Source organism: Pontibacterium sp., assembly GCF_964228735.1.
In the GTDB taxonomy this organism is placed as follows: Bacteria; Pseudomonadota; Gammaproteobacteria; order Pseudomonadales; family Balneatricaceae; genus Pontibacterium.
Genome location: NZ_CAXRBQ010000070.1, coordinates 1 through 15,367, shown reverse-complemented (window position 1 = coordinate 15,367; position 15,367 = coordinate 1). Strand labels below are relative to the sequence as shown.

Annotated in this window: 29 protein-coding genes; all 29 read right to left on the bottom strand. The window is 51.8% G+C overall.

Annotated elements, in window-relative coordinates; all coding sequences use genetic code 11:
• Positions 1-180: 180 nt before the first annotated feature.
• Positions 181-576: a 50S ribosomal protein L17 gene (gene rplQ / locus ACEQ15_RS07270; protein ID WP_370278453.1), complete on the bottom strand. Its 396-nt coding sequence runs from the start codon at positions 574-576 to the stop codon at positions 181-183.
• A 40-nt stretch (positions 577-616) separates the two neighbouring features.
• Complete coding sequence (rpoA, locus tag ACEQ15_RS07265) at positions 617-1,621, bottom strand: DNA-directed RNA polymerase subunit alpha (protein WP_282353522.1); 1,005 nt, start codon at positions 1,619-1,621, stop codon at positions 617-619.
• A 26-nt stretch (positions 1,622-1,647) separates the two neighbouring features.
• Positions 1,648-2,268, bottom strand: a complete 621-nt coding sequence (gene rpsD, locus ACEQ15_RS07260) for a 30S ribosomal protein S4 (protein ID WP_282353520.1) — start codon at positions 2,266-2,268, stop codon at positions 1,648-1,650.
• A gap of 18 nt (positions 2,269-2,286) precedes the next feature.
• Positions 2,287-2,676: a 30S ribosomal protein S11 gene (gene rpsK / locus ACEQ15_RS07255; protein WP_193952514.1), complete on the bottom strand. Its 390-nt coding sequence runs from the start codon at positions 2,674-2,676 to the stop codon at positions 2,287-2,289.
• Positions 2,677-2,701: 25 nt separating this feature from the next.
• Entirely contained in the window at positions 2,702-3,058 is a 357-nt protein-coding gene (gene rpsM / locus ACEQ15_RS07250) for a 30S ribosomal protein S13 (protein WP_370278452.1), read from the bottom strand.
• Between the two features lie 153 nt (positions 3,059-3,211).
• Positions 3,212-3,328, bottom strand: coding sequence for a 50S ribosomal protein L36 (rpmJ, locus tag ACEQ15_RS07245; protein WP_007021200.1), 117 nt, complete (start codon positions 3,326-3,328; stop codon positions 3,212-3,214).
• A 20-nt stretch (positions 3,329-3,348) separates the two neighbouring features.
• Positions 3,349-4,677, bottom strand: coding sequence for a preprotein translocase subunit SecY (secY, locus tag ACEQ15_RS07240; RefSeq protein WP_370278451.1), 1,329 nt, complete (start codon positions 4,675-4,677; stop codon positions 3,349-3,351).
• Positions 4,678-5,112 (bottom strand): 50S ribosomal protein L15, encoded by a 435-nt coding sequence (rplO, locus tag ACEQ15_RS07235; protein WP_370278450.1) that lies wholly within the window; start codon positions 5,110-5,112, stop codon positions 4,678-4,680.
• 14 nt (positions 5,113-5,126) lie between these two features.
• Positions 5,127-5,309 (bottom strand): 50S ribosomal protein L30, encoded by a 183-nt coding sequence (gene rpmD / locus ACEQ15_RS07230; protein ID WP_282353499.1) that lies wholly within the window; start codon positions 5,307-5,309, stop codon positions 5,127-5,129.
• Between the two features lie 6 nt (positions 5,310-5,315).
• Positions 5,316-5,816 (bottom strand): 30S ribosomal protein S5, encoded by a 501-nt coding sequence (gene rpsE / locus ACEQ15_RS07225; RefSeq protein ID WP_370278449.1) that lies wholly within the window; start codon positions 5,814-5,816, stop codon positions 5,316-5,318.
• 11 nt (positions 5,817-5,827) lie between these two features.
• Positions 5,828-6,178, bottom strand: a complete 351-nt coding sequence (gene rplR / locus ACEQ15_RS07220; RefSeq protein WP_370278448.1) for a 50S ribosomal protein L18 — start codon at positions 6,176-6,178, stop codon at positions 5,828-5,830.
• 13 nt (positions 6,179-6,191) lie between these two features.
• On the bottom strand, positions 6,192-6,725 hold the full coding sequence (rplF, locus tag ACEQ15_RS07215) for a 50S ribosomal protein L6 (RefSeq protein WP_370278447.1): 534 nt from the start codon (positions 6,723-6,725) through the stop codon (positions 6,192-6,194).
• A gap of 11 nt (positions 6,726-6,736) precedes the next feature.
• Positions 6,737-7,129: a 30S ribosomal protein S8 gene (rpsH, locus tag ACEQ15_RS07210; RefSeq protein ID WP_282353492.1), complete on the bottom strand. Its 393-nt coding sequence runs from the start codon at positions 7,127-7,129 to the stop codon at positions 6,737-6,739.
• A gap of 81 nt (positions 7,130-7,210) precedes the next feature.
• On the bottom strand, positions 7,211-7,516 hold the full coding sequence (rpsN, locus tag ACEQ15_RS07205; RefSeq protein ID WP_370278446.1) for a 30S ribosomal protein S14: 306 nt from the start codon (positions 7,514-7,516) through the stop codon (positions 7,211-7,213).
• 12 nt (positions 7,517-7,528) lie between these two features.
• Positions 7,529-8,068 (bottom strand): 50S ribosomal protein L5, encoded by a 540-nt coding sequence (gene rplE, locus ACEQ15_RS07200; protein ID WP_282353489.1) that lies wholly within the window; start codon positions 8,066-8,068, stop codon positions 7,529-7,531.
• A gap of 12 nt (positions 8,069-8,080) precedes the next feature.
• Positions 8,081-8,395 carry a 50S ribosomal protein L24 gene (rplX, locus tag ACEQ15_RS07195; protein ID WP_370278445.1) on the bottom strand — a complete coding sequence of 105 codons (315 nt, stop codon included), beginning with the start codon at positions 8,393-8,395 and terminating at the stop codon, positions 8,081-8,083.
• 96 nt (positions 8,396-8,491) lie between these two features.
• A complete protein-coding gene (gene rplN / locus ACEQ15_RS07190) occupies positions 8,492-8,860 on the bottom strand; it encodes a 50S ribosomal protein L14 (protein ID WP_282353487.1) in 369 nt (122 codons plus the stop codon).
• 75 nt (positions 8,861-8,935) lie between these two features.
• The gene (gene rpsQ / locus ACEQ15_RS07185; RefSeq protein ID WP_282353485.1) at positions 8,936-9,199 is read right to left on the bottom strand and encodes a 30S ribosomal protein S17; all 264 of its coding nucleotides are present in this window, start codon (positions 9,197-9,199) and stop codon (positions 8,936-8,938) included.
• Between the two features lie 2 nt (positions 9,200-9,201).
• The gene (gene rpmC / locus ACEQ15_RS07180; RefSeq protein ID WP_282353484.1) at positions 9,202-9,393 is read right to left on the bottom strand and encodes a 50S ribosomal protein L29; all 192 of its coding nucleotides are present in this window, start codon (positions 9,391-9,393) and stop codon (positions 9,202-9,204) included.
• The gene (rplP, locus tag ACEQ15_RS07175) at positions 9,393-9,806 is read right to left on the bottom strand and encodes a 50S ribosomal protein L16 (protein ID WP_282353483.1); all 414 of its coding nucleotides are present in this window, start codon (positions 9,804-9,806) and stop codon (positions 9,393-9,395) included. The genes rpmC and rplP overlap by 1 nt, the downstream gene beginning before the upstream one ends.
• Positions 9,807-9,817: 11 nt before the next feature.
• Positions 9,818-10,498, bottom strand: coding sequence for a 30S ribosomal protein S3 (gene rpsC / locus ACEQ15_RS07170; protein ID WP_282353482.1), 681 nt, complete (start codon positions 10,496-10,498; stop codon positions 9,818-9,820).
• A gap of 22 nt (positions 10,499-10,520) precedes the next feature.
• A complete protein-coding gene (rplV, locus tag ACEQ15_RS07165; RefSeq protein ID WP_282353706.1) occupies positions 10,521-10,850 on the bottom strand; it encodes a 50S ribosomal protein L22 in 330 nt (109 codons plus the stop codon).
• Positions 10,851-10,863: 13 nt separating this feature from the next.
• Entirely contained in the window at positions 10,864-11,139 is a 276-nt protein-coding gene (gene rpsS, locus ACEQ15_RS07160) for a 30S ribosomal protein S19 (RefSeq protein WP_282353480.1), read from the bottom strand.
• A 19-nt stretch (positions 11,140-11,158) separates the two neighbouring features.
• Entirely contained in the window at positions 11,159-11,986 is an 828-nt protein-coding gene (rplB, locus tag ACEQ15_RS07155) for a 50S ribosomal protein L2 (protein ID WP_370278444.1), read from the bottom strand.
• Between the two features lie 15 nt (positions 11,987-12,001).
• Positions 12,002-12,298: a 50S ribosomal protein L23 gene (gene rplW / locus ACEQ15_RS07150; RefSeq protein ID WP_282353477.1), complete on the bottom strand. Its 297-nt coding sequence runs from the start codon at positions 12,296-12,298 to the stop codon at positions 12,002-12,004.
• Positions 12,295-12,900: a 50S ribosomal protein L4 gene (gene rplD / locus ACEQ15_RS07145; RefSeq protein WP_282353476.1), complete on the bottom strand. Its 606-nt coding sequence runs from the start codon at positions 12,898-12,900 to the stop codon at positions 12,295-12,297. Before rplD ends, rplW begins: the two co-directional genes overlap by 4 nt.
• A gap of 11 nt (positions 12,901-12,911) precedes the next feature.
• Positions 12,912-13,550 (bottom strand): 50S ribosomal protein L3, encoded by a 639-nt coding sequence (gene rplC / locus ACEQ15_RS07140; RefSeq protein WP_370278443.1) that lies wholly within the window; start codon positions 13,548-13,550, stop codon positions 12,912-12,914.
• 123 nt (positions 13,551-13,673) lie between these two features.
• On the bottom strand, positions 13,674-13,985 hold the full coding sequence (gene rpsJ / locus ACEQ15_RS07135) for a 30S ribosomal protein S10 (protein ID WP_027857456.1): 312 nt from the start codon (positions 13,983-13,985) through the stop codon (positions 13,674-13,676).
• A 159-nt stretch (positions 13,986-14,144) separates the two neighbouring features.
• On the bottom strand, positions 14,145-15,367 hold a 1,223-nt coding region (gene tuf / locus ACEQ15_RS07130), incomplete at its 5' end, for an elongation factor Tu (protein ID WP_370278442.1).

Genomic DNA, 15,367 nt, shown 5'->3' with positions numbered 1-15,367 from the left:
AAGCCAAAAAGGAGAGCAATCGCTCTCCTTTTTTGTGCCTGTGTATTAACGATACCGCGAGCGAACCTATCTCCTGGAGTTATCCCCTGCGATAGCCAAACTCCGAAATTCTGAGGGTCACAAAATACAGGCAATAAAAAACCCGGCACAAAGGCCGGGTTTTTTGTAACCGATCAGGTATTAATCTTCAGAAGTATCTTCTACTGCTTCAGATGCTACCGGACGGTCAACCAGTTCTACGTATGCCATTGGCGCGTTGTCGCCAGGGCGGAAGCCACATTTCAGAATGCGAATGTAGCCACCTGGACGCTGCGCGTAGCGCGGGCCCAGTTCGTTGAACAGTTTACCAACAGCTACTTTGCTGCCAGTACGTGCAAAGGCCAGACGGCGGTTTGCAACGGTGTCGTTTTTAGCCAGAGTGATCAGCGGCTCAGCGTGGCGACGCAGTTCCTTAGCTTTGGGCAGAGTTGTTCTAATCAACTCATGCTCAAACAGGGACACTGCCATGTTCTTGAACATCGCTTTGCGGTGCGCACTGGTACGGCTAAATTTACGACCAGATTTACGATGACGCATGATTAAATCCTTACCAAACTAGTCAGTTCGAATCGCTGTATCAAGACGCGACTCTGTCGTCGTTTTTCAAACTAGCCGGCGGCCAGTTCTCTAGACGCATACCAAGGGACAGACCTTTAGAGGCCAGCACGTCCTTGATCTCAGTCAGCGACTTCTTACCCAAGTTCGGGGTCTTCAGCAGCTCAACCTCGGTGCGCTGAATCAGGTCACCGATGTAGTAGATCTGCTCTGCTTTCAAGCAGTTGGCAGAACGTACAGTCAGTTCCAGGTCGTCTACCGGACGCAACAGGATCGGATCGATCTCTGGCTCTTCCGGCTCTTCCTTCGCCTGATCAGCTCCATCCTCCAAGTCAACAAATACAGCAAGCTGCTGCTGAAGGATTGTCGCTGCACGACGGATGCACTCTTCTGGATCGATTGTGCCGTTAGACTCAATATCGATTACCAGTTTGTCCAGGTCGGTACGCTGTTCCACACGGGCACTTTCTACCACGTAGGAAACACGGCGTACCGGGCTGTAAGTTGCATCCAACTGCAAACGACCGATGGCGCGAGTTTCGTCTTCCTCAGAAGTGCGAGCGTCAGCTGGCACGTAGCCACGACCGCGTTCAACACGCAACTGCATGTTGATGCTTGCACCTTCGCTGAGGTGAGCAATAACGTGATCCGGATTTGCGATCTCAACATCCTGGTTCAGCTGGATGTCGCCTGCAGTCACAGGACCCGCTTCGCTCTTGCTCAGAGTCAGTGTTACGTCATCGCCGTTGTGCAGCAAGATCGCAACACCTTTGAGGTTCAGGAGGATCTCAATAACATCTTCCTGGACCCCTTCTACAGTGCTGTACTCATGCAGTACGCCTTCGATCTCAACTTCTGTTACGGCACAACCCGGCATAGAAGAGAGAAGAATACGACGCAGTGCATTTCCCAGCGTGTGGCCAAAACCACGCTCCAGTGGCTCAAGAGTCACTTTCGCGCGAGTTTTGCTGATTTCCTGTACGTCAATGTGACGTGGGCTTAGAAACTCGTTTACCGAACGCTGCATAGTTCCACCAATAAAGAGTTCAACAATTACTTGGAGTACAACTCGACGATCAGCTGCTCGTTGATGTCAGCAGACAGATCACTACGCTCTGGAAGTGCTTTGAAAGTACCTTCCATCTTAGTAGCGTCAACTTCTACCCACTCAACTGGTGCACGCTGAGCAGCCAGATCCAGCGCGTTCTTGATACGCAGCTGAGCCTTAGCTTTTTCACGAACTGCTACCACATCGCCAGCCTGTACCTGGTAGGAAGCAACATTTACTACCTGACCGTTAACAGTGATAGAGCGGTGTGATACTACCTGACGTGCTTCAGCGCGGGTGGCACCAAAGCCCATACGGTATACAACGTTGTCCAGACGGCCTTCCAGAAGCTGCAGCAGGTTTTCACCGGTTGCACCTTTGCGACGAGCCGCTTCTTTGTAATACCCACGGAACTGACGTTCCAGTACGCCGTACATACGACGAACTTTTTGCTTTTCGCGCAGCTGCAGGCCGTAGTCGGACAAACGACCACGACGCGCACCGTGCATACCTGGAGCAGCTTCAGCTTTACACTTGCTATCCAGTGCACGAACACCGCTCTTCAAGAACAGGTCCGTACCTTCACGGCGAGACAGCTTGCACTTAGGTCCTAAATAACGAGCCATATTATTACTGTCTCCAGATTAAACGCGACGTTTCTTCGGCGGACGACAACCATTATGAGGGATTGGCGTCACGTCGGTGATGTTAGCGATCTTGTAGCCGCACGCGTTCAGCGCACGAACTGCAGATTCGCGACCGGGACCAGGTCCCTTAACGAATACGTCGAGGTTTTTCAGGCCATACTCTAGTGCAGCCTGACCAGCACGCTCAGCAGCTACCTGAGCGGCGAATGGGGTGCTCTTACGGGAACCGCGGAAGCCGGAGCCACCTGCAGTTGCCCAAGACAGAGCGTTACCCTGACGATCAGTAATAGTGATGATCGTGTTGTTAAAAGAGGCGTGGATGTGGGCGAACCCGTCCGCTACCTGCTTTTTAACCTTTTTGCGTGTGCGATTACCTGGCTTAGCCATATTGGGAATTCCTATCGCTTACCACTTACTTACGGATCGGCTTACGAGGGCCTTTACGAGTGCGTGCATTGGTTTTGCTACGCTGCCCACGTACCGGGAGATTACGACGGTGACGAAGACCGCGGAAACAACCAAGGTCCATCAGACGCTTGATGTTCATAGACACCTCACGACGCAGATCACCTTCTACTGTCAGCTTGGAAACTTCACCACGAACATTATCCAGCTGTTCTTCAGAAAGGTCGGCGATCTTAGTGCTTGGGGCAATACCACAAGCGTCGCAGATGCTCTGAGCGGTCGTACGGCCAATCCCGTAAATGTAAGTCAGAGAAATTACCGCATGCTTATTGTCAGGGATATTGACTCCAGCTATACGGGCCATTCTATTTACTCCAATTGGGGTCCTTTCACCTTCTGTTTAGTTGATGAGGTTAGGGACCGAAAAATCGTTAGTTCGTGGAAGGCGCGCAATAATACACCCTGATCAAAAATAAATCAAGGATGCGCGCACTCCACTTCTGTTATCAGGGCTGAATTAACCCTGACGCTGCTTGTGACGCGGCTCTACTTTACAGATCACACGCACAGAACCGTTACGACGAACGATTTTGCAGTTACGGCAGATCTTCTTAACAGACGCACGTACTTTCATGATCTACTCCTATGGTGTGCTTAGCGCATCATTCCTGCGCCGCCACCTTTGAGATTAGATTTCTTCATCAGGGACTCATACTGATGCGACATGAGGTGCGACTGCACCTGAGCCATGAAGTCCATCACGACTACCACGACGATCAGCAGGGAGGTACCACCGAAGTAGAACGGAATGTTCCATGCAACCACCAGAGCCTGTGGCATAAGAGACACAGCGGTGATGTACAGGGCACCGAACAACGTCAGTCGGCTCAGCACGGTATCGATGTAACGCGCTGACTGCTCCCCTGGACGAATCCCAGGAATAAAGGCACCTGATTTCTTCAGGTTATCTGCTACGTCGCGAGGATTGAAAACAATCGCCGTGTAGAAGTAGCAGAAGAAAATGATAGAAATCGCAAACAACAGGATATACAGCGGCTGACCTGGTCCAAGCGCCAGCGCGACATCCTGCAGCCATTCCATACCGTCAGACTGGCCAAACCACTGACCAACAGAGGCCGGGAACAGCAAGATGCTGGATGCAAAGATCGGCGGAATAACACCAGCCATATTGACCTTCAGAGGAAGGTGGCTGGACTGTGCCGCGTAAACGCGACGCCCCTGCTGACGTTTTGCGTAGTTAATGGTGATGCGGCGTTGACCGCGCTCCATGAACACTACAAAACCAACAGTGGCTACCGCCAATACAGCGATGGCCAACAGCGCCAGGATATTCAGGTCACCCTGACGCGCTGATTCAAAGGACTGGCCTATTGCACCAGGCAATCCAGCCACAATACCCGCAAAGATCAGAATCGAAATACCGTTGCCGATACCTCGCTCGGTCACCTGCTCACCCAGCCACATCAGGAATACGGCGCCGGCTACCAATGTCACAACCGCTACAAAGTAGAAGCTGGCATCAGCAGTAAACGCTACACCCTGGTTTGCCAGGCCAACAGCCATACCGAAAGACTGAACGGTCGCAAGCAGTACAGTACCGTAACGGGTGTACTGGTTAATCTTACGACGGCCTGCCTCGCCTTCTTTCTTCAGTGCTTCCAGGGTTGGGCTGACGACCGTCATGAGCTGCATAATGATAGATGCAGAGATGTACGGCATGATGCCCAGTGCGAGGATACTCATTCGTTCCAACGCACCACCGGAAAACATGTTAAAGAGACTCAGGATCGTGCCCTGATTCTGATCAAACAGCGCAGCCAGACGATCAGGGTTGATACCTGGTACCGGAATGTGAGCGCCGATACGGTATACAACGATCGCCAGTAGCACGAACAACAAACGAGATTTCAGCTCGCCGAGTCCGCTCTGTACGCCTGCTGGTACTGGTCCTTGCTTAGCCATTTACGCCTCGACTTTGCCGCCCGCAGCTTCGATTGCAGCCTGTGCACCTTTAGTCACTTTCAGACCCTTGATGGTAACAGCTTTGTTGATCTCGCCAGACAGAATCACCTTAGCAACTTTGATCTCTTGCTTGATGATATCTGCTTCTTTCAGAGCAGCCAGATCAATTACGTCAGCATTTACAACTGCCAGTTCGTTCAAACGAATCTCAGCAACGTAACGTGCTTTACGGGAAATAAAACCGAATTTTGGCAGACGACGCTGCAGAGGCATCTGACCGCCTTCAAAACCTGGTTTTACAGAACCGCCGGAGCGGGATTTCTGACCTTTGTGACCGCGGCCACAAGTCTTACCCAGACCGGAACCAATACCACGACCAACGCGTTTTGGTGCGTGCTTGGAACCTTCACCCGGGCTCAGAGTGTTCAGACGCATGTGACGAACTCCCCTTACTCGCCTTCTACATTCAGCATGTAGTTGACTTTGTTGATCATGCCACGCACAGATGGAGTGTCTTCCAGCTCCACTGTGTGACCAATACGGCGCAGACCCAGACCCTTAACGCACAATTTGTGCTTAGGCAGGATACCGATAGGGCTACGTACCAGTGTAACTTTTACAGTTTTAGCCATTATCGATCACCCCAGGATTTCGTCTACAGACTTGCCACGTTTAGCAGCTACATCTTCCGGAGAACGCATCTGCGCCAGACCTTTGATGGTCGCGCGGACAACGTTTACAGGGTTAGTAGAGCCGTAGCACTTCGCCAGTACGTTGTGTACACCTGCCAGTTCCAGTACGGAACGCATTGCACCACCTGCGATTACACCAGTACCCTGGGAAGCAGGCTGCATGTATACCTTGGAAGCACCGTGACGTGCTTTCACAGGGTACTGCAGAGTGTCACCGTTCAGTTCAACCTGAACCATGTTACGACGCGCCTGATCCATTGCCTTCTGAATAGCAACAGGTACTTCGCGCGCTTTACCACGACCGAAACCTACGCGGCCGTTACCATCGCCAACTACAGTCAGAGCGGTGAAACCGAAGATACGACCACCCTTAACCACTTTAGCGACACGGTTAACCTGAACCAGCTTTTCCTGCAGGTCACCGTCTTTCTGTTCGTGATTTGCCATTTTCGACCCCTTTAGAATTCCAGGCCGCCTTCACGGGCTGCGTCAGCGAGTGCTTTTACACGACCGTGGTATTTAAAACCAGAGCGGTCAAAAGCAACTTTAGTAACACCGGCTTCTTTCGCGCGAGAAGCGATCAGCTCGCCCACTTTCTGAGCAGCGGAAACGTTACCGGTAGTGGATTCACGCAGATCTTTTTCTACGGTGGAAGCAGCCGCAACAACGGTACCGCCATCAGCAGTGATAACCTGCGCGTAGATGTGACGCGGCGTGCGGTTTACGCACAGACGCGCAGCACCCAGCTCACGCATTTTCAGGCGAGAACGGCGCGCACGACGAATACGAGCTTGTTTCTTAGCGTTCATGATACTGCCCTACTTACTTTTTCTTCGCTTCTTTACGGCGAACATATTCATCAGCGTAGCGAACACCTTTGCCTTTGTAAGGCTCTGGTGGACGGAAGCCACGCACCTCAGCTGCAACCTGACCTACAACCTGCTTGTCGTTACCACTGATAACTACAGTTGTCTGGCCCTGAACTTCAGCTGTGACACCTTCAGGCAGCTCATAATCGATTGGGTGAGAGAAACCCAGAGACAGGTTCAGCGTGTTGCCTTTAACAGCAGCACGGTAACCTACACCCTGCAGCAGCAGAGTTTTCTTGAAGCCTTCGCTTACACCAACAACCATGTTGTTGATCAGCGCGCGGCTTGTACCTGCCAGAGCGGTAGCCTGCTTGGAGCCGTCACGGCCCGCAAAAGTCAGACCAGCTTCGCCCTGCTGGATCTCTACGGACGGGTGAACATCAAAGCTCAGCTGACCGTTTTTACCTTTTACATTAACTGACTGGCCGTCGATTTTCAGCTCAACACCTGCCGGTACAGCAATAGGGTTCTTCGCAATACGAGACATTGGATAACCTCTTAGAATACCGTGCAGACTACTTCGCCACCGACACCCGCAGAACGTGCTGCGCGATCAGTCATGACACCTTTGCTCGTAGAGATGATCGCAACACCCAGACCGCCAGCCACTTTAGGCAGCTCACCAGCGCCCTTGTAGATACGCAGACCTGGACGGCTTACACGTTTGATCTCTTCGATTACCGCCTTACCTTCGAAGTATTTCAGGTCGATGGTCAGAACTGGTTTTACACCTTCTTCTACGGAGTAGCCGGAGATGTAACCTTCAGATTCCAGAACCTTAGCGACAGAAACCTTCATTTTGGAAGACGGCATGGATACGGCCTGCTTTTCAGCCATGTGACCGTTACGGATACGGGTGAACATATCCGCCAGTGTATCTTGCATGCTCATGCTTTTTACTTCCTCGTTGTGCAGCGCGACGCGGTAGCCTCAGGCCCAGTCCGTCGCGCTTACCATGGGACTACCTGTAGATTACCAGGAAGCCTTCTTCAGACCCGGTACGTCACCGCGCATAGCGGCTTCACGCAGCTGGTTACGGCACAGGCCAAACTTGCGGTAAACCGCGTGTGGACGACCTGTAACCTGACAGCGGCGCTGACGGCGAACCGGGCTAGCGTCACGCGGCAATTTCTGCAGCGCAACCTGTGCGTCCCAGCGCTCATCTTCAGATGAAGTAGCGCTCAGGATGATTGCTTTCAGTGCAGCACGCTTTTCAGCGTACTTAGCAACTGTTTTTGCACGCTTAGCTTCACGTGCCTTCATAGATTCTTTAGCCATGATAAACCCCTATCACTTCTTGAATGGGAAGCCCAGGGCAGCCAGCAGGGCACGACCCTCGTCATTGTTCTGAGCAGTGGTGGTAACGGTAATATCCATACCACGCAGTTTATCTACCTTGTCGTAATCGATCTCAGGGAAGATGATCTGCTCTTTAACACCCATGCTGTAGTTACCGCGGCCGTCGAATGACTTAGGGTTCAGACCACGGAAGTCACGGATACGTGGGATGGAGATGTCTACCAGACGATCCAGGAATTCCCACATACGGTCGCCACGCAGGGTAACTTTACAACCGATCGGCCAACCTTCACGAACTTTGAAGCCCGCGATGGATTTACGTGCCAGCGTTACAACTGGCTTCTGACCAGCGATCTTAGTCATGTCTGCAACTGCGTTTTCCAGCAGTTTTTTGTCGCCCAGTGCTTCACCAACACCCATGTTCAGAGTGATTTTGGTAAGACGAGGCACAGCCATGATGTTAGGGCTGTTCAGGTCATCTTTCAGCTGCTGCTGAACAGATTCTTTATAAAGCGCTTTCAATCGAGACATATCATCAACCCCTTAGCTGATCACTTCGCCGGTGGATTTGAAGATGCGAACCTTAGAGCCGTCTTCAAGAAGCTTGAAGCCAACACGGTCGCCCTTACCGGACTGTGGGTTGAAGATAGCAACGTTGGATACAGCCAGAGCAGCTTCTTTCTCTACGATGCCACCCGCTTTACCCAGCATCGGGTTAGGCTTGGTGTGTTTCTTCACCATGTTGATGCCGGAAACGACTACTGTGTCGTTGTCCAGGACACGCATGACTTTGCCACGCTTGCCCTTGTCTTTACCTGCGATAACGATGACTTCATCGTCGCGTCGAATTTTACGCATAATTACCTCTTTCCTACGTCCCTCTCATGCTCAAAAACGCCAACGCCTTACGGCGTTAGCGTTTTTACATAAATCAAACTTCTCGGAGTTTGATCTTTACAGCACTTCAGGCGCCAGGGAAACGATTTTCATGAACTTCTCAGAACGAAGCTCACGCGTTACTGGGCCAAAGATACGAGTACCGATTGGTGCGTCGTTAGCGTTCAGCAGAACCGCTGAGTTAGTATCAAAGCGGATTACTGAGCCATCTGGACGACGAACACCCTTACGGGTACGTACCACAACAGCCTTCAGGACCTGACCTTTTTTCACTTTGCCACGCGGAATTGCTTCCTTGACGGTAACTTTGATAATGTCACCGACGCTTGCGTAACGACGGTGAGAACCGCCCAGGACCTTAATGCACTGTACACGCTTAGCACCGCTGTTATCAGCGACGTCAAGCATAGATTCAGTCTGAATCATGGTCTACTCCACAAACTCTGTGTTGAGCCCGCCGTTAAAAACGACGGGCCGACAATTGGAGCGAGGGTGCGTATATTACACCTTCGCTGCGCGCTCTTCAATACGAACCAGTGCCCAAGTTTTAGACTTGGAGTGAGGACGGGTTTCCGCGATGGTTACCAGATCGCCCTGCTGACACTCATTCTTCTCATCGTGAGCGTGCAGTTTGGTGGAGCGTTTCATGAATTTTCCGTAAATCGGATGCTTCTCTTTACGCTCAACCAGAACTGTGATGGTTTTATCCATCTTGTCACTGACAACACGGCCAGTAACAGTACGAGTACGTTTTTCTGCGCTCATTCTTAGTTACCTGCCTTCTCGTTGAGTACAGTTTTCACGCGAGCGATGTCGCGACGAACCTGGCCCAACAGGTGATTCTGTGCCAGCTGACCGGTGGTTTTCTGCATGCGCAGGTTAAACTGCTCTTTCAGAAGACCCAACAGTTCCTGCTGAAGCTCATCAACGGACTTCTCACGTAGTTCGTTCGCTTTCATCACATCACCGTACGCTTAACAACAGTTGTAGAAACAGGCAGCTTAGCAGCAGCCAGGCCAAATGCCTCGGATGCCAGCTCTTCAGGTACACCGCTCATTTCAAACAGGATACGACCTGGCTGAATTGGAGCCACCCAGTACTCAACGCTACCCTTACCTTTACCCATACGAACCTCAAGAGGCTTGCCGGTAATTGGCTTGTCAGGGAATACGCGGATCCAGATCTTACCACCACGTTTTACGTGACGTGTCATGGTACGACGAGCCGCCTCGATCTGACGGGAAGTGATGCGACCACGGCTAGTAGCTTTCAGACCAAATTCGCCAAAGCTTACTTTGCTACCGCGCTGAGCCAGACCGCGGTTGCGGCCTTTCATTACCTTACGGTATTTCAGTCGTTTAGGTTGCAGCATCGACGTCTACCTCACTTACCTTTCTTCTTAGGTGCTTTCTTCTCGGCGCGTACCTGTTCGATACCACCAAGAACTTCACCCTTGAAGATCCAGACTTTAACGCCGATCACACCGTAAGTGGTGTGCGCTTCGTAAGTAGCGTAATCGATGTCAGCACGCAGAGTGTGCAGCGGCACACGGCCTTCACGATACCACTCAGTACGCGCGATCTCAGCGCCACCCAGACGACCGCTAACCTGGATCTTGATGCCTTTAGCACCCAGACGCATAGCGTTCTGTACCGCACGCTTCATAGCGCGACGGAACATAACACGACGTTCCAGCTGGCTAGCAACGCTCTGCGCTACCAGTTTGCCGTCCAGTTCAGGTTTGCGAACTTCTTCGATGTTGATGTGAACAGGCACGCCCATCATCTGAGAAACAGCGTTACGCAGCTTCTCCACATCTTCACCTTTCTTACCAATCACGATGCCCGGACGAGCGGTGTGAATGGTGATCTTAGCATTCTGTGCAGGACGCTCGATTTCGATGCGACTTACAGATGCTTTTTCCAGCTGCTTCTCCAGGTACGCACGCACCTCGAGGTCGTTCAGCAGCTTGCTTGCGTATTCTGACTTGTCCGCGTACCACACAGAAGTGTGGTCTTTCACGACACCAAGTCGGATACCGGTCGGATGTACTTTCTGACCCATAACAAACTCTCCTAGCAGTCGCTTAGTCAGCCACTTTAACGGTGATGTGGCAGGAACGCTTCAGAATACGATCTGCGCGACCCTTTGCACGCGGCTTGATGCGCTTCATAGTCATACCTTCGTCAACGAAGATAGTAGAAACGCGCAGCTCGTCGATATCAGCACCTTCGTTGTGTTCTGCGTTTGCAATCGCAGACTCCAGTACTTTCTTGACAAGCGCCGCACCTTTTTTCGGGCTGTACGCCAGGATGTCCAGAGCTTCACCGACAGACTTACCACGGATCTGGTCAGCAACCAGACGGGCTTTCTGAGCGGAGATGCGGGCGCCTTTCAATTTAGCGGCAACTTCCATCATCTAACTCCTCTTATCGCTTGGCTTTCTTATCCGCTGCGTGGCCACGGTAAGTACGTGTAGCAGCGAATTCGCCCAGTTTATGACCGACCATGTCCTCAGTGATGTACACTGGAACGTGCTGGCGACCGTTGTGTACTGCAATCGTCAAACCGACAAAGTTCGGGAAGACGGTAGAGCGACGAGACCAAGTCTTAATCGGACGACGGTCGTTGCTCTCAATTGCAGCCTCTACCTTTTTCAGCAGGTGAAGGTCGATAAATGGACCTTTCTTCAGTGAACGTGGCACAACTGTATCCTCAACCTAATTATTTGGCTTGACGACGGCGTACGATCAGCTTATCGGTACGCTTGTTCTTACGAGTCTTGTGACCCTTAGTAGGCACACCCCATGGTGTCACTGGGTGACGACCACCGGAGGTACGACCTTCACCACCACCGTGTGGGTGGTCAACCGGGTTCATTGCAACACCGCGAACGGTTGGACGAACACCACGCCAGCGCTTAGCACCAGCTTTACCCAGCTGACGCAGGGAGTGTTCAGAGTTGCTTACTTCACCCAGAGTCGCACGACACTCAACCAGCACCTTGCGCATTTCGCCGGAACGCAGACGCAGAGTAGCGTATGCACCTTCACGCGCAACCAGCTGAGCAGAAGTACCCGCGGAACGAGCCATCTGAGCACCTTTACCAGGCTTCAGCTCGATACAGTGCACAACAGAACCTACTGGGATGTTGCGCAGTGGCATGCAGTTACCTGGCTTGATTTCAGTTTCCTGACCGGAAGAAATCTTAGTACCAGCCACCACACCCTTAGGTGCGATGATGTAACGGCGCTCACCGTCAGCATATTTCAGCAGAGCGATGTGTGCGGAACGGTTTGGATCGTATTCCAGACGCTCAACAACTGCAGGGATATCGTCCTTGTTACGACGGAAGTCGATAACACGGTACTGCTGCTTGTGACCACCACCAACGTGACGGGTGGTGATACGACCGTAGTGGTTACGACCGCCGGTTTTGGATTTCTTCTCAACCAGCGCAGCGTGTGGCTTACCTTTGTGCAGGTCAGCACCAACTACTTTAACAACGTGACGACGTCCAGCAGAGGTCGGCTTAGTTTTAATCACTGCCATTTTCTAAACCCCCAATCACTCGCCACCGATGAAATCAATCTCAGAGCCGTCAGCCAGGCAAACGTATGCTTTGCGTACGTCGTTGCGCTTGCCGAAACCACGCGCAGTACGCTTGGTTTTGCCCTTAACGTTGACGATGTTGACGCCGGAAACTTTAACGTCAAACAGCTCTTCAACAGCTTTCTTGATTTCTGGTTTGGTAGCGTCTTTAGTAACGCGGAACACCACCTGCTGAGAACCTTCAGCTACGATGGTTGCCTTCTCAGAGATGTGCGGACCCAACAGCACTTTAAAGATGCGTTCCTGGTTCATGCGAGCACCTCCTCAACCTTCTTCAGTGCAGCAACAGTCACCAGCACCTTGTCGAAACCGACCAGGCTCACTGGATCTACACCTGCAGCGTCGCGTACGTCAACGTGAGGTACGTTGCGCGCAGCCAGGTACAGGTTCTGTTCTACGTCTTCAGTGATCAGCAGTACGTTAGACAGCTCAAGCTCGTTCAGCTTAGCTACAAACTGTTTAGTTTTAGGAGATTCCAGAGCGAAATCTTCTACTACCACCAAACGGTCCTGACGAACCAGCTCAGAGAAGATGCAGCGCATAGCAGCGCGGTACATTTTCTTGTTTACTTTCTGAGCGTGATCACGTGGCTGTGCAGCGAAAGTTACGCCACCCGAACGCCAGATTGGAGAACGGGAAGTACCCGCACGAGCACGACCAGTGCCCTTCTGACGCCAAGGTTTTGCACCACCACCAGATACCGCAGAGCGGTTTTTCTGGGCTTTTGTGCCCTGACGAGCGCCAGCCAGGTATGCAGTCACAACCTGGTGTACCAGCGCTTCGTTGAATTCTTTACCAAAAGCCAGGTCGGAAACTTCAACCGAACCGTTAGCTCCAGCTAAATTCAGATTCATTTCAAACCCCCTTAGGCGCCGACTTTAACAGCCGGTTTAACGATTACGTCACCGCCGGTTGCGCCCGGAACAGCACCTTTGATCAACAGCAGGTTACGTTCCGCGTCAACGCGAACAACTTCCAGAGTCTGAACAGTTACCTGTGCAGCACCCATGTGACCTGCCATCTTCTTGCCTTTCCACACGCGGCCAGGAGTCTGACACTGACCAATAGAACCCGGAGCACGGTGAGACAGAGAGTTACCGTGAGTCGCGTCCTGAGTAGAGAAGTTCCAGCGCTTAACGCCACCCTGGAAACCTTTACCTTTAGACTGACCAGTAACGTCTACTTTCTGACCTGCTTCGAAGCGCGCAACAGTCAGCTCATCGCCAACGTTGACTTCTTCGCCACCTGACAGGCGGAACTCCCACAAACCACGACCTGCTTCTACACCAGCTTTTGCGAAGTTACCCGCTTCTGGCTTAGACAGGCGGTTCGCCTTCTTAGAGCCAGTAGTAACCTGAATCGCTGCGTAGCCGTCGGTATCTACTGCTTTCACAGCAGTGATACGGTTCGGTTCCACTTCGATGACGGTGACTGGCACGGACTGACCATCTTCAGTGAAGATGCGTGTCATACCCGCTTTACGTCCGATAAGACCTACAGACATTTCTTAAAAACCTCTTGCCAGTTGTGTACGGGGCTGTTACCCACTACGGCTGCCCTTTCCAGAGCATTCCACACTAAAAAAGCGCTTCATTAATAAATTAAATCTGCGCAGTGCCTTTTTTGATTAGCCGAGGCTGATCTGCACTTCTACACCCGCTGCAAGATCCAGCTTCATCAGTGCGTCAACTGTTTTTTCAGTTGGCTCAACGATGTCCAGAACACGCTTGTGAGTACGGATTTCATACTGGTCACGTGCATCTTTGTTCACGTGAGGAGAAACCAGCACTGTGTAGCGCTCTTTACGGGTTGGAAGTGGGATCGGGCCACGCACCTGAGCACCTGTACGCTTCGCAGTATCTACGATTTCCTGCGCAGAGGAGTCAATCAGGCGATGATCAAAGGCTTTCAGACGAATACGAATTTTCTGATTCTGCATTTCGATCACAATTCCTAACGAATTATATTACGGCATAAGCCGACCACCCCTACGGTGTAGGGGACGCAAATACTACTTGCATATGCATATACGGTCAAGTCTATTTTTTAACCAAAAAAAAGACTCCCAATTGGGAGCCTTTTTTCAGATCAGAGAGAATTACTCTACGATCTTAGATACAACACCTGCACCTACGGTACGACCACCTTCACGGATAGCGAAGCGCAGACCTTCTTCCATCGCGATTGGGTTGATCAGGGTAACGTCCATCTGGATGTTATCACCAGGCATTACCATTTCTACACCTTCTGGCAGCTCTACAGCACCAGTGATGTCAGTTGTACGGAAGTAGAACTGTGGACGGTAGCCTTTGAAGAATGGAGTGTGACGACCACCTTCTTCTTTGGACAGTACGTATACTTCACCTTCGAAACGAGTGTGAGGAGTGATAGTACCCGGCTTAGCCAGTACCTGACCACGCTCAACTTCGTCACGCTGAGTACCACGCAGCAGCGCACCGATGTTCTCACCCGCACGACCTTCGTCCAGCAGCTTACGGAACATCTCTACACCAGTACAAGTAGTCTTGGTGGTCTCACGAATACCAACGATCTCGATCTCATCACCAACGTTAACGATACCACGCTCTACACGGCCAGTTACTACAGTACCACGACCGGAGATAGAGAATACGTCCTCGATTGGCATCAGGAACGGCTGATCGATTGCACGCTCTGGCTCTGGAATGTAAGTATCCAGCGCTTCTACCAGCTTCTTAACAGCAGTAGTACCCAGCTCGTTGTCGTCTTCGCCGTTCAGCGCCATCAGCGCGGAACCTGCGATGATTGGAGTGTCGTCGCCTGGGAATTCGTAAGTGTCCAGCAGCTCACGGATTTCCATTTCAACCAGCTCCAGCATCTCAGCGTACTCTTCAGAGTCAACGCCGCCACAGTCTTCAGCCAGCAGGTCTGCTTTGTTCAGGAATACTACGATGTAAGGTACACCTACCTGACGAGACAGCAGGATGTGCTCACGAGTCTGAGGCATAGGACCGTCAGTCGCACCACACACCAGGATCGCGCCATCCATCTGCGCAGCACCGGTGATCATGTTTTTAACATAGTCAGCGTGCCCCGGGCAGTCTACGTGTGCGTAGTGACGGATAGTAGAATCGTATTCAACGTGAGAAGTTGCGATGGTGATACCACGCTCACGCTCTTCTGGTGCGTTATCGATCTGGTCGAACGCTTTCATTTCACCGCCGAAAACTTCCGCACATACGCGAGTCAGGGCAGCAGTCAGTGTAGTTTTGCCGTGGTCAACGTGGCCGATAGTACCAACGTTAACGTGCGGCTTGGAGCGTTCAAATTGTTCTTTAGCCA

Coding starts and splice junctions, on each gene's coding strand:
- rpsQ (WP_282353485.1), bottom strand. CDS start 9,199: ATGAGCGCAGAAAAACGTACTCGTACTGTTACTGGCCGTGTTGTCAGT.
- rplQ (WP_370278453.1), bottom strand. CDS start 576: ATGCGTCATCGTAAATCTGGTCGTAAATTTAGCCGTACCAGTGCGCAC.
- rplX (WP_370278445.1), bottom strand. CDS start 8,395: ATGCGTAAAATTCGACGCGACGATGAAGTCATCGTTATCGCAGGTAAA.
- rplV (WP_282353706.1), bottom strand. CDS start 10,850: ATGGAAGTTGCCGCTAAATTGAAAGGCGCCCGCATCTCCGCTCAGAAA.
- rpsJ (WP_027857456.1), bottom strand. CDS start 13,985: ATGCAGAATCAGAAAATTCGTATTCGTCTGAAAGCCTTTGATCATCGC.
- rplB (WP_370278444.1), bottom strand. CDS start 11,986: ATGGCAGTGATTAAAACTAAGCCGACCTCTGCTGGACGTCGTCACGTT.
- rpmD (WP_282353499.1), bottom strand. CDS start 5,309: ATGGCTAAAACTGTAAAAGTTACACTGGTACGTAGCCCTATCGGTATC.
- rpsH (WP_282353492.1), bottom strand. CDS start 7,129: ATGAGCATGCAAGATACACTGGCGGATATGTTCACCCGTATCCGTAAC.
- rpsM (WP_370278452.1), bottom strand. CDS start 3,058: ATGGCCCGTATAGCTGGAGTCAATATCCCTGACAATAAGCATGCGGTA.
- rpsK (WP_193952514.1), bottom strand. CDS start 2,676: ATGGCTAAGCCAGGTAATCGCACACGCAAAAAGGTTAAAAAGCAGGTA.
- rplP (WP_282353483.1), bottom strand. CDS start 9,806: ATGCTGCAACCTAAACGACTGAAATACCGTAAGGTAATGAAAGGCCGC.
- secY (WP_370278451.1), bottom strand. CDS start 4,677: ATGGCTAAGCAAGGACCAGTACCAGCAGGCGTACAGAGCGGACTCGGC.
- rpoA (WP_282353522.1), bottom strand. CDS start 1,621: ATGCAGCGTTCGGTAAACGAGTTTCTAAGCCCACGTCACATTGACGTA.
- rplE (WP_282353489.1), bottom strand. CDS start 8,068: ATGTCTCGATTGAAAGCGCTTTATAAAGAATCTGTTCAGCAGCAGCTG.
- rpmJ (WP_007021200.1), bottom strand. CDS start 3,328: ATGAAAGTACGTGCGTCTGTTAAGAAGATCTGCCGTAACTGCAAAATC.
- rplC (WP_370278443.1), bottom strand. CDS start 13,550: ATGTCTGTAGGTCTTATCGGACGTAAAGCGGGTATGACACGCATCTTC.
- rplD (WP_282353476.1), bottom strand. CDS start 12,900: ATGAATCTGAATTTAGCTGGAGCTAACGGTTCGGTTGAAGTTTCCGAC.
- rplW (WP_282353477.1), bottom strand. CDS start 12,298: ATGAACCAGGAACGCATCTTTAAAGTGCTGTTGGGTCCGCACATCTCT.
- rpsN (WP_370278446.1), bottom strand. CDS start 7,516: ATGGCTAAAGAATCTATGAAGGCACGTGAAGCTAAGCGTGCAAAAACA.
- rplR (WP_370278448.1), bottom strand. CDS start 6,178: ATGAACGCTAAGAAACAAGCTCGTATTCGTCGTGCGCGCCGTTCTCGC.
- rplO (WP_370278450.1), bottom strand. CDS start 5,112: ATGCGTCTGAACACTCTGAGCCCGGGTGAAGGTTCCAAGCACGCACCA.
- rplN (WP_282353487.1), bottom strand. CDS start 8,860: ATGATTCAGACTGAATCTATGCTTGACGTCGCTGATAACAGCGGTGCT.
- rpsD (WP_282353520.1), bottom strand. CDS start 2,268: ATGGCTCGTTATTTAGGACCTAAGTGCAAGCTGTCTCGCCGTGAAGGT.
- rpsC (WP_282353482.1), bottom strand. CDS start 10,498: ATGGGTCAGAAAGTACATCCGACCGGTATCCGACTTGGTGTCGTGAAA.
- rpmC (WP_282353484.1), bottom strand. CDS start 9,393: ATGAAAGCGAACGAACTACGTGAGAAGTCCGTTGATGAGCTTCAGCAG.
- rplF (WP_370278447.1), bottom strand. CDS start 6,725: ATGTCTCGTATTGCGAAGAACCCTATTGCTGTACCGGCAGGTGTTGAG.
- rpsE (WP_370278449.1), bottom strand. CDS start 5,816: ATGGCAAATCACGAACAGAAAGACGGTGACCTGCAGGAAAAGCTGGTT.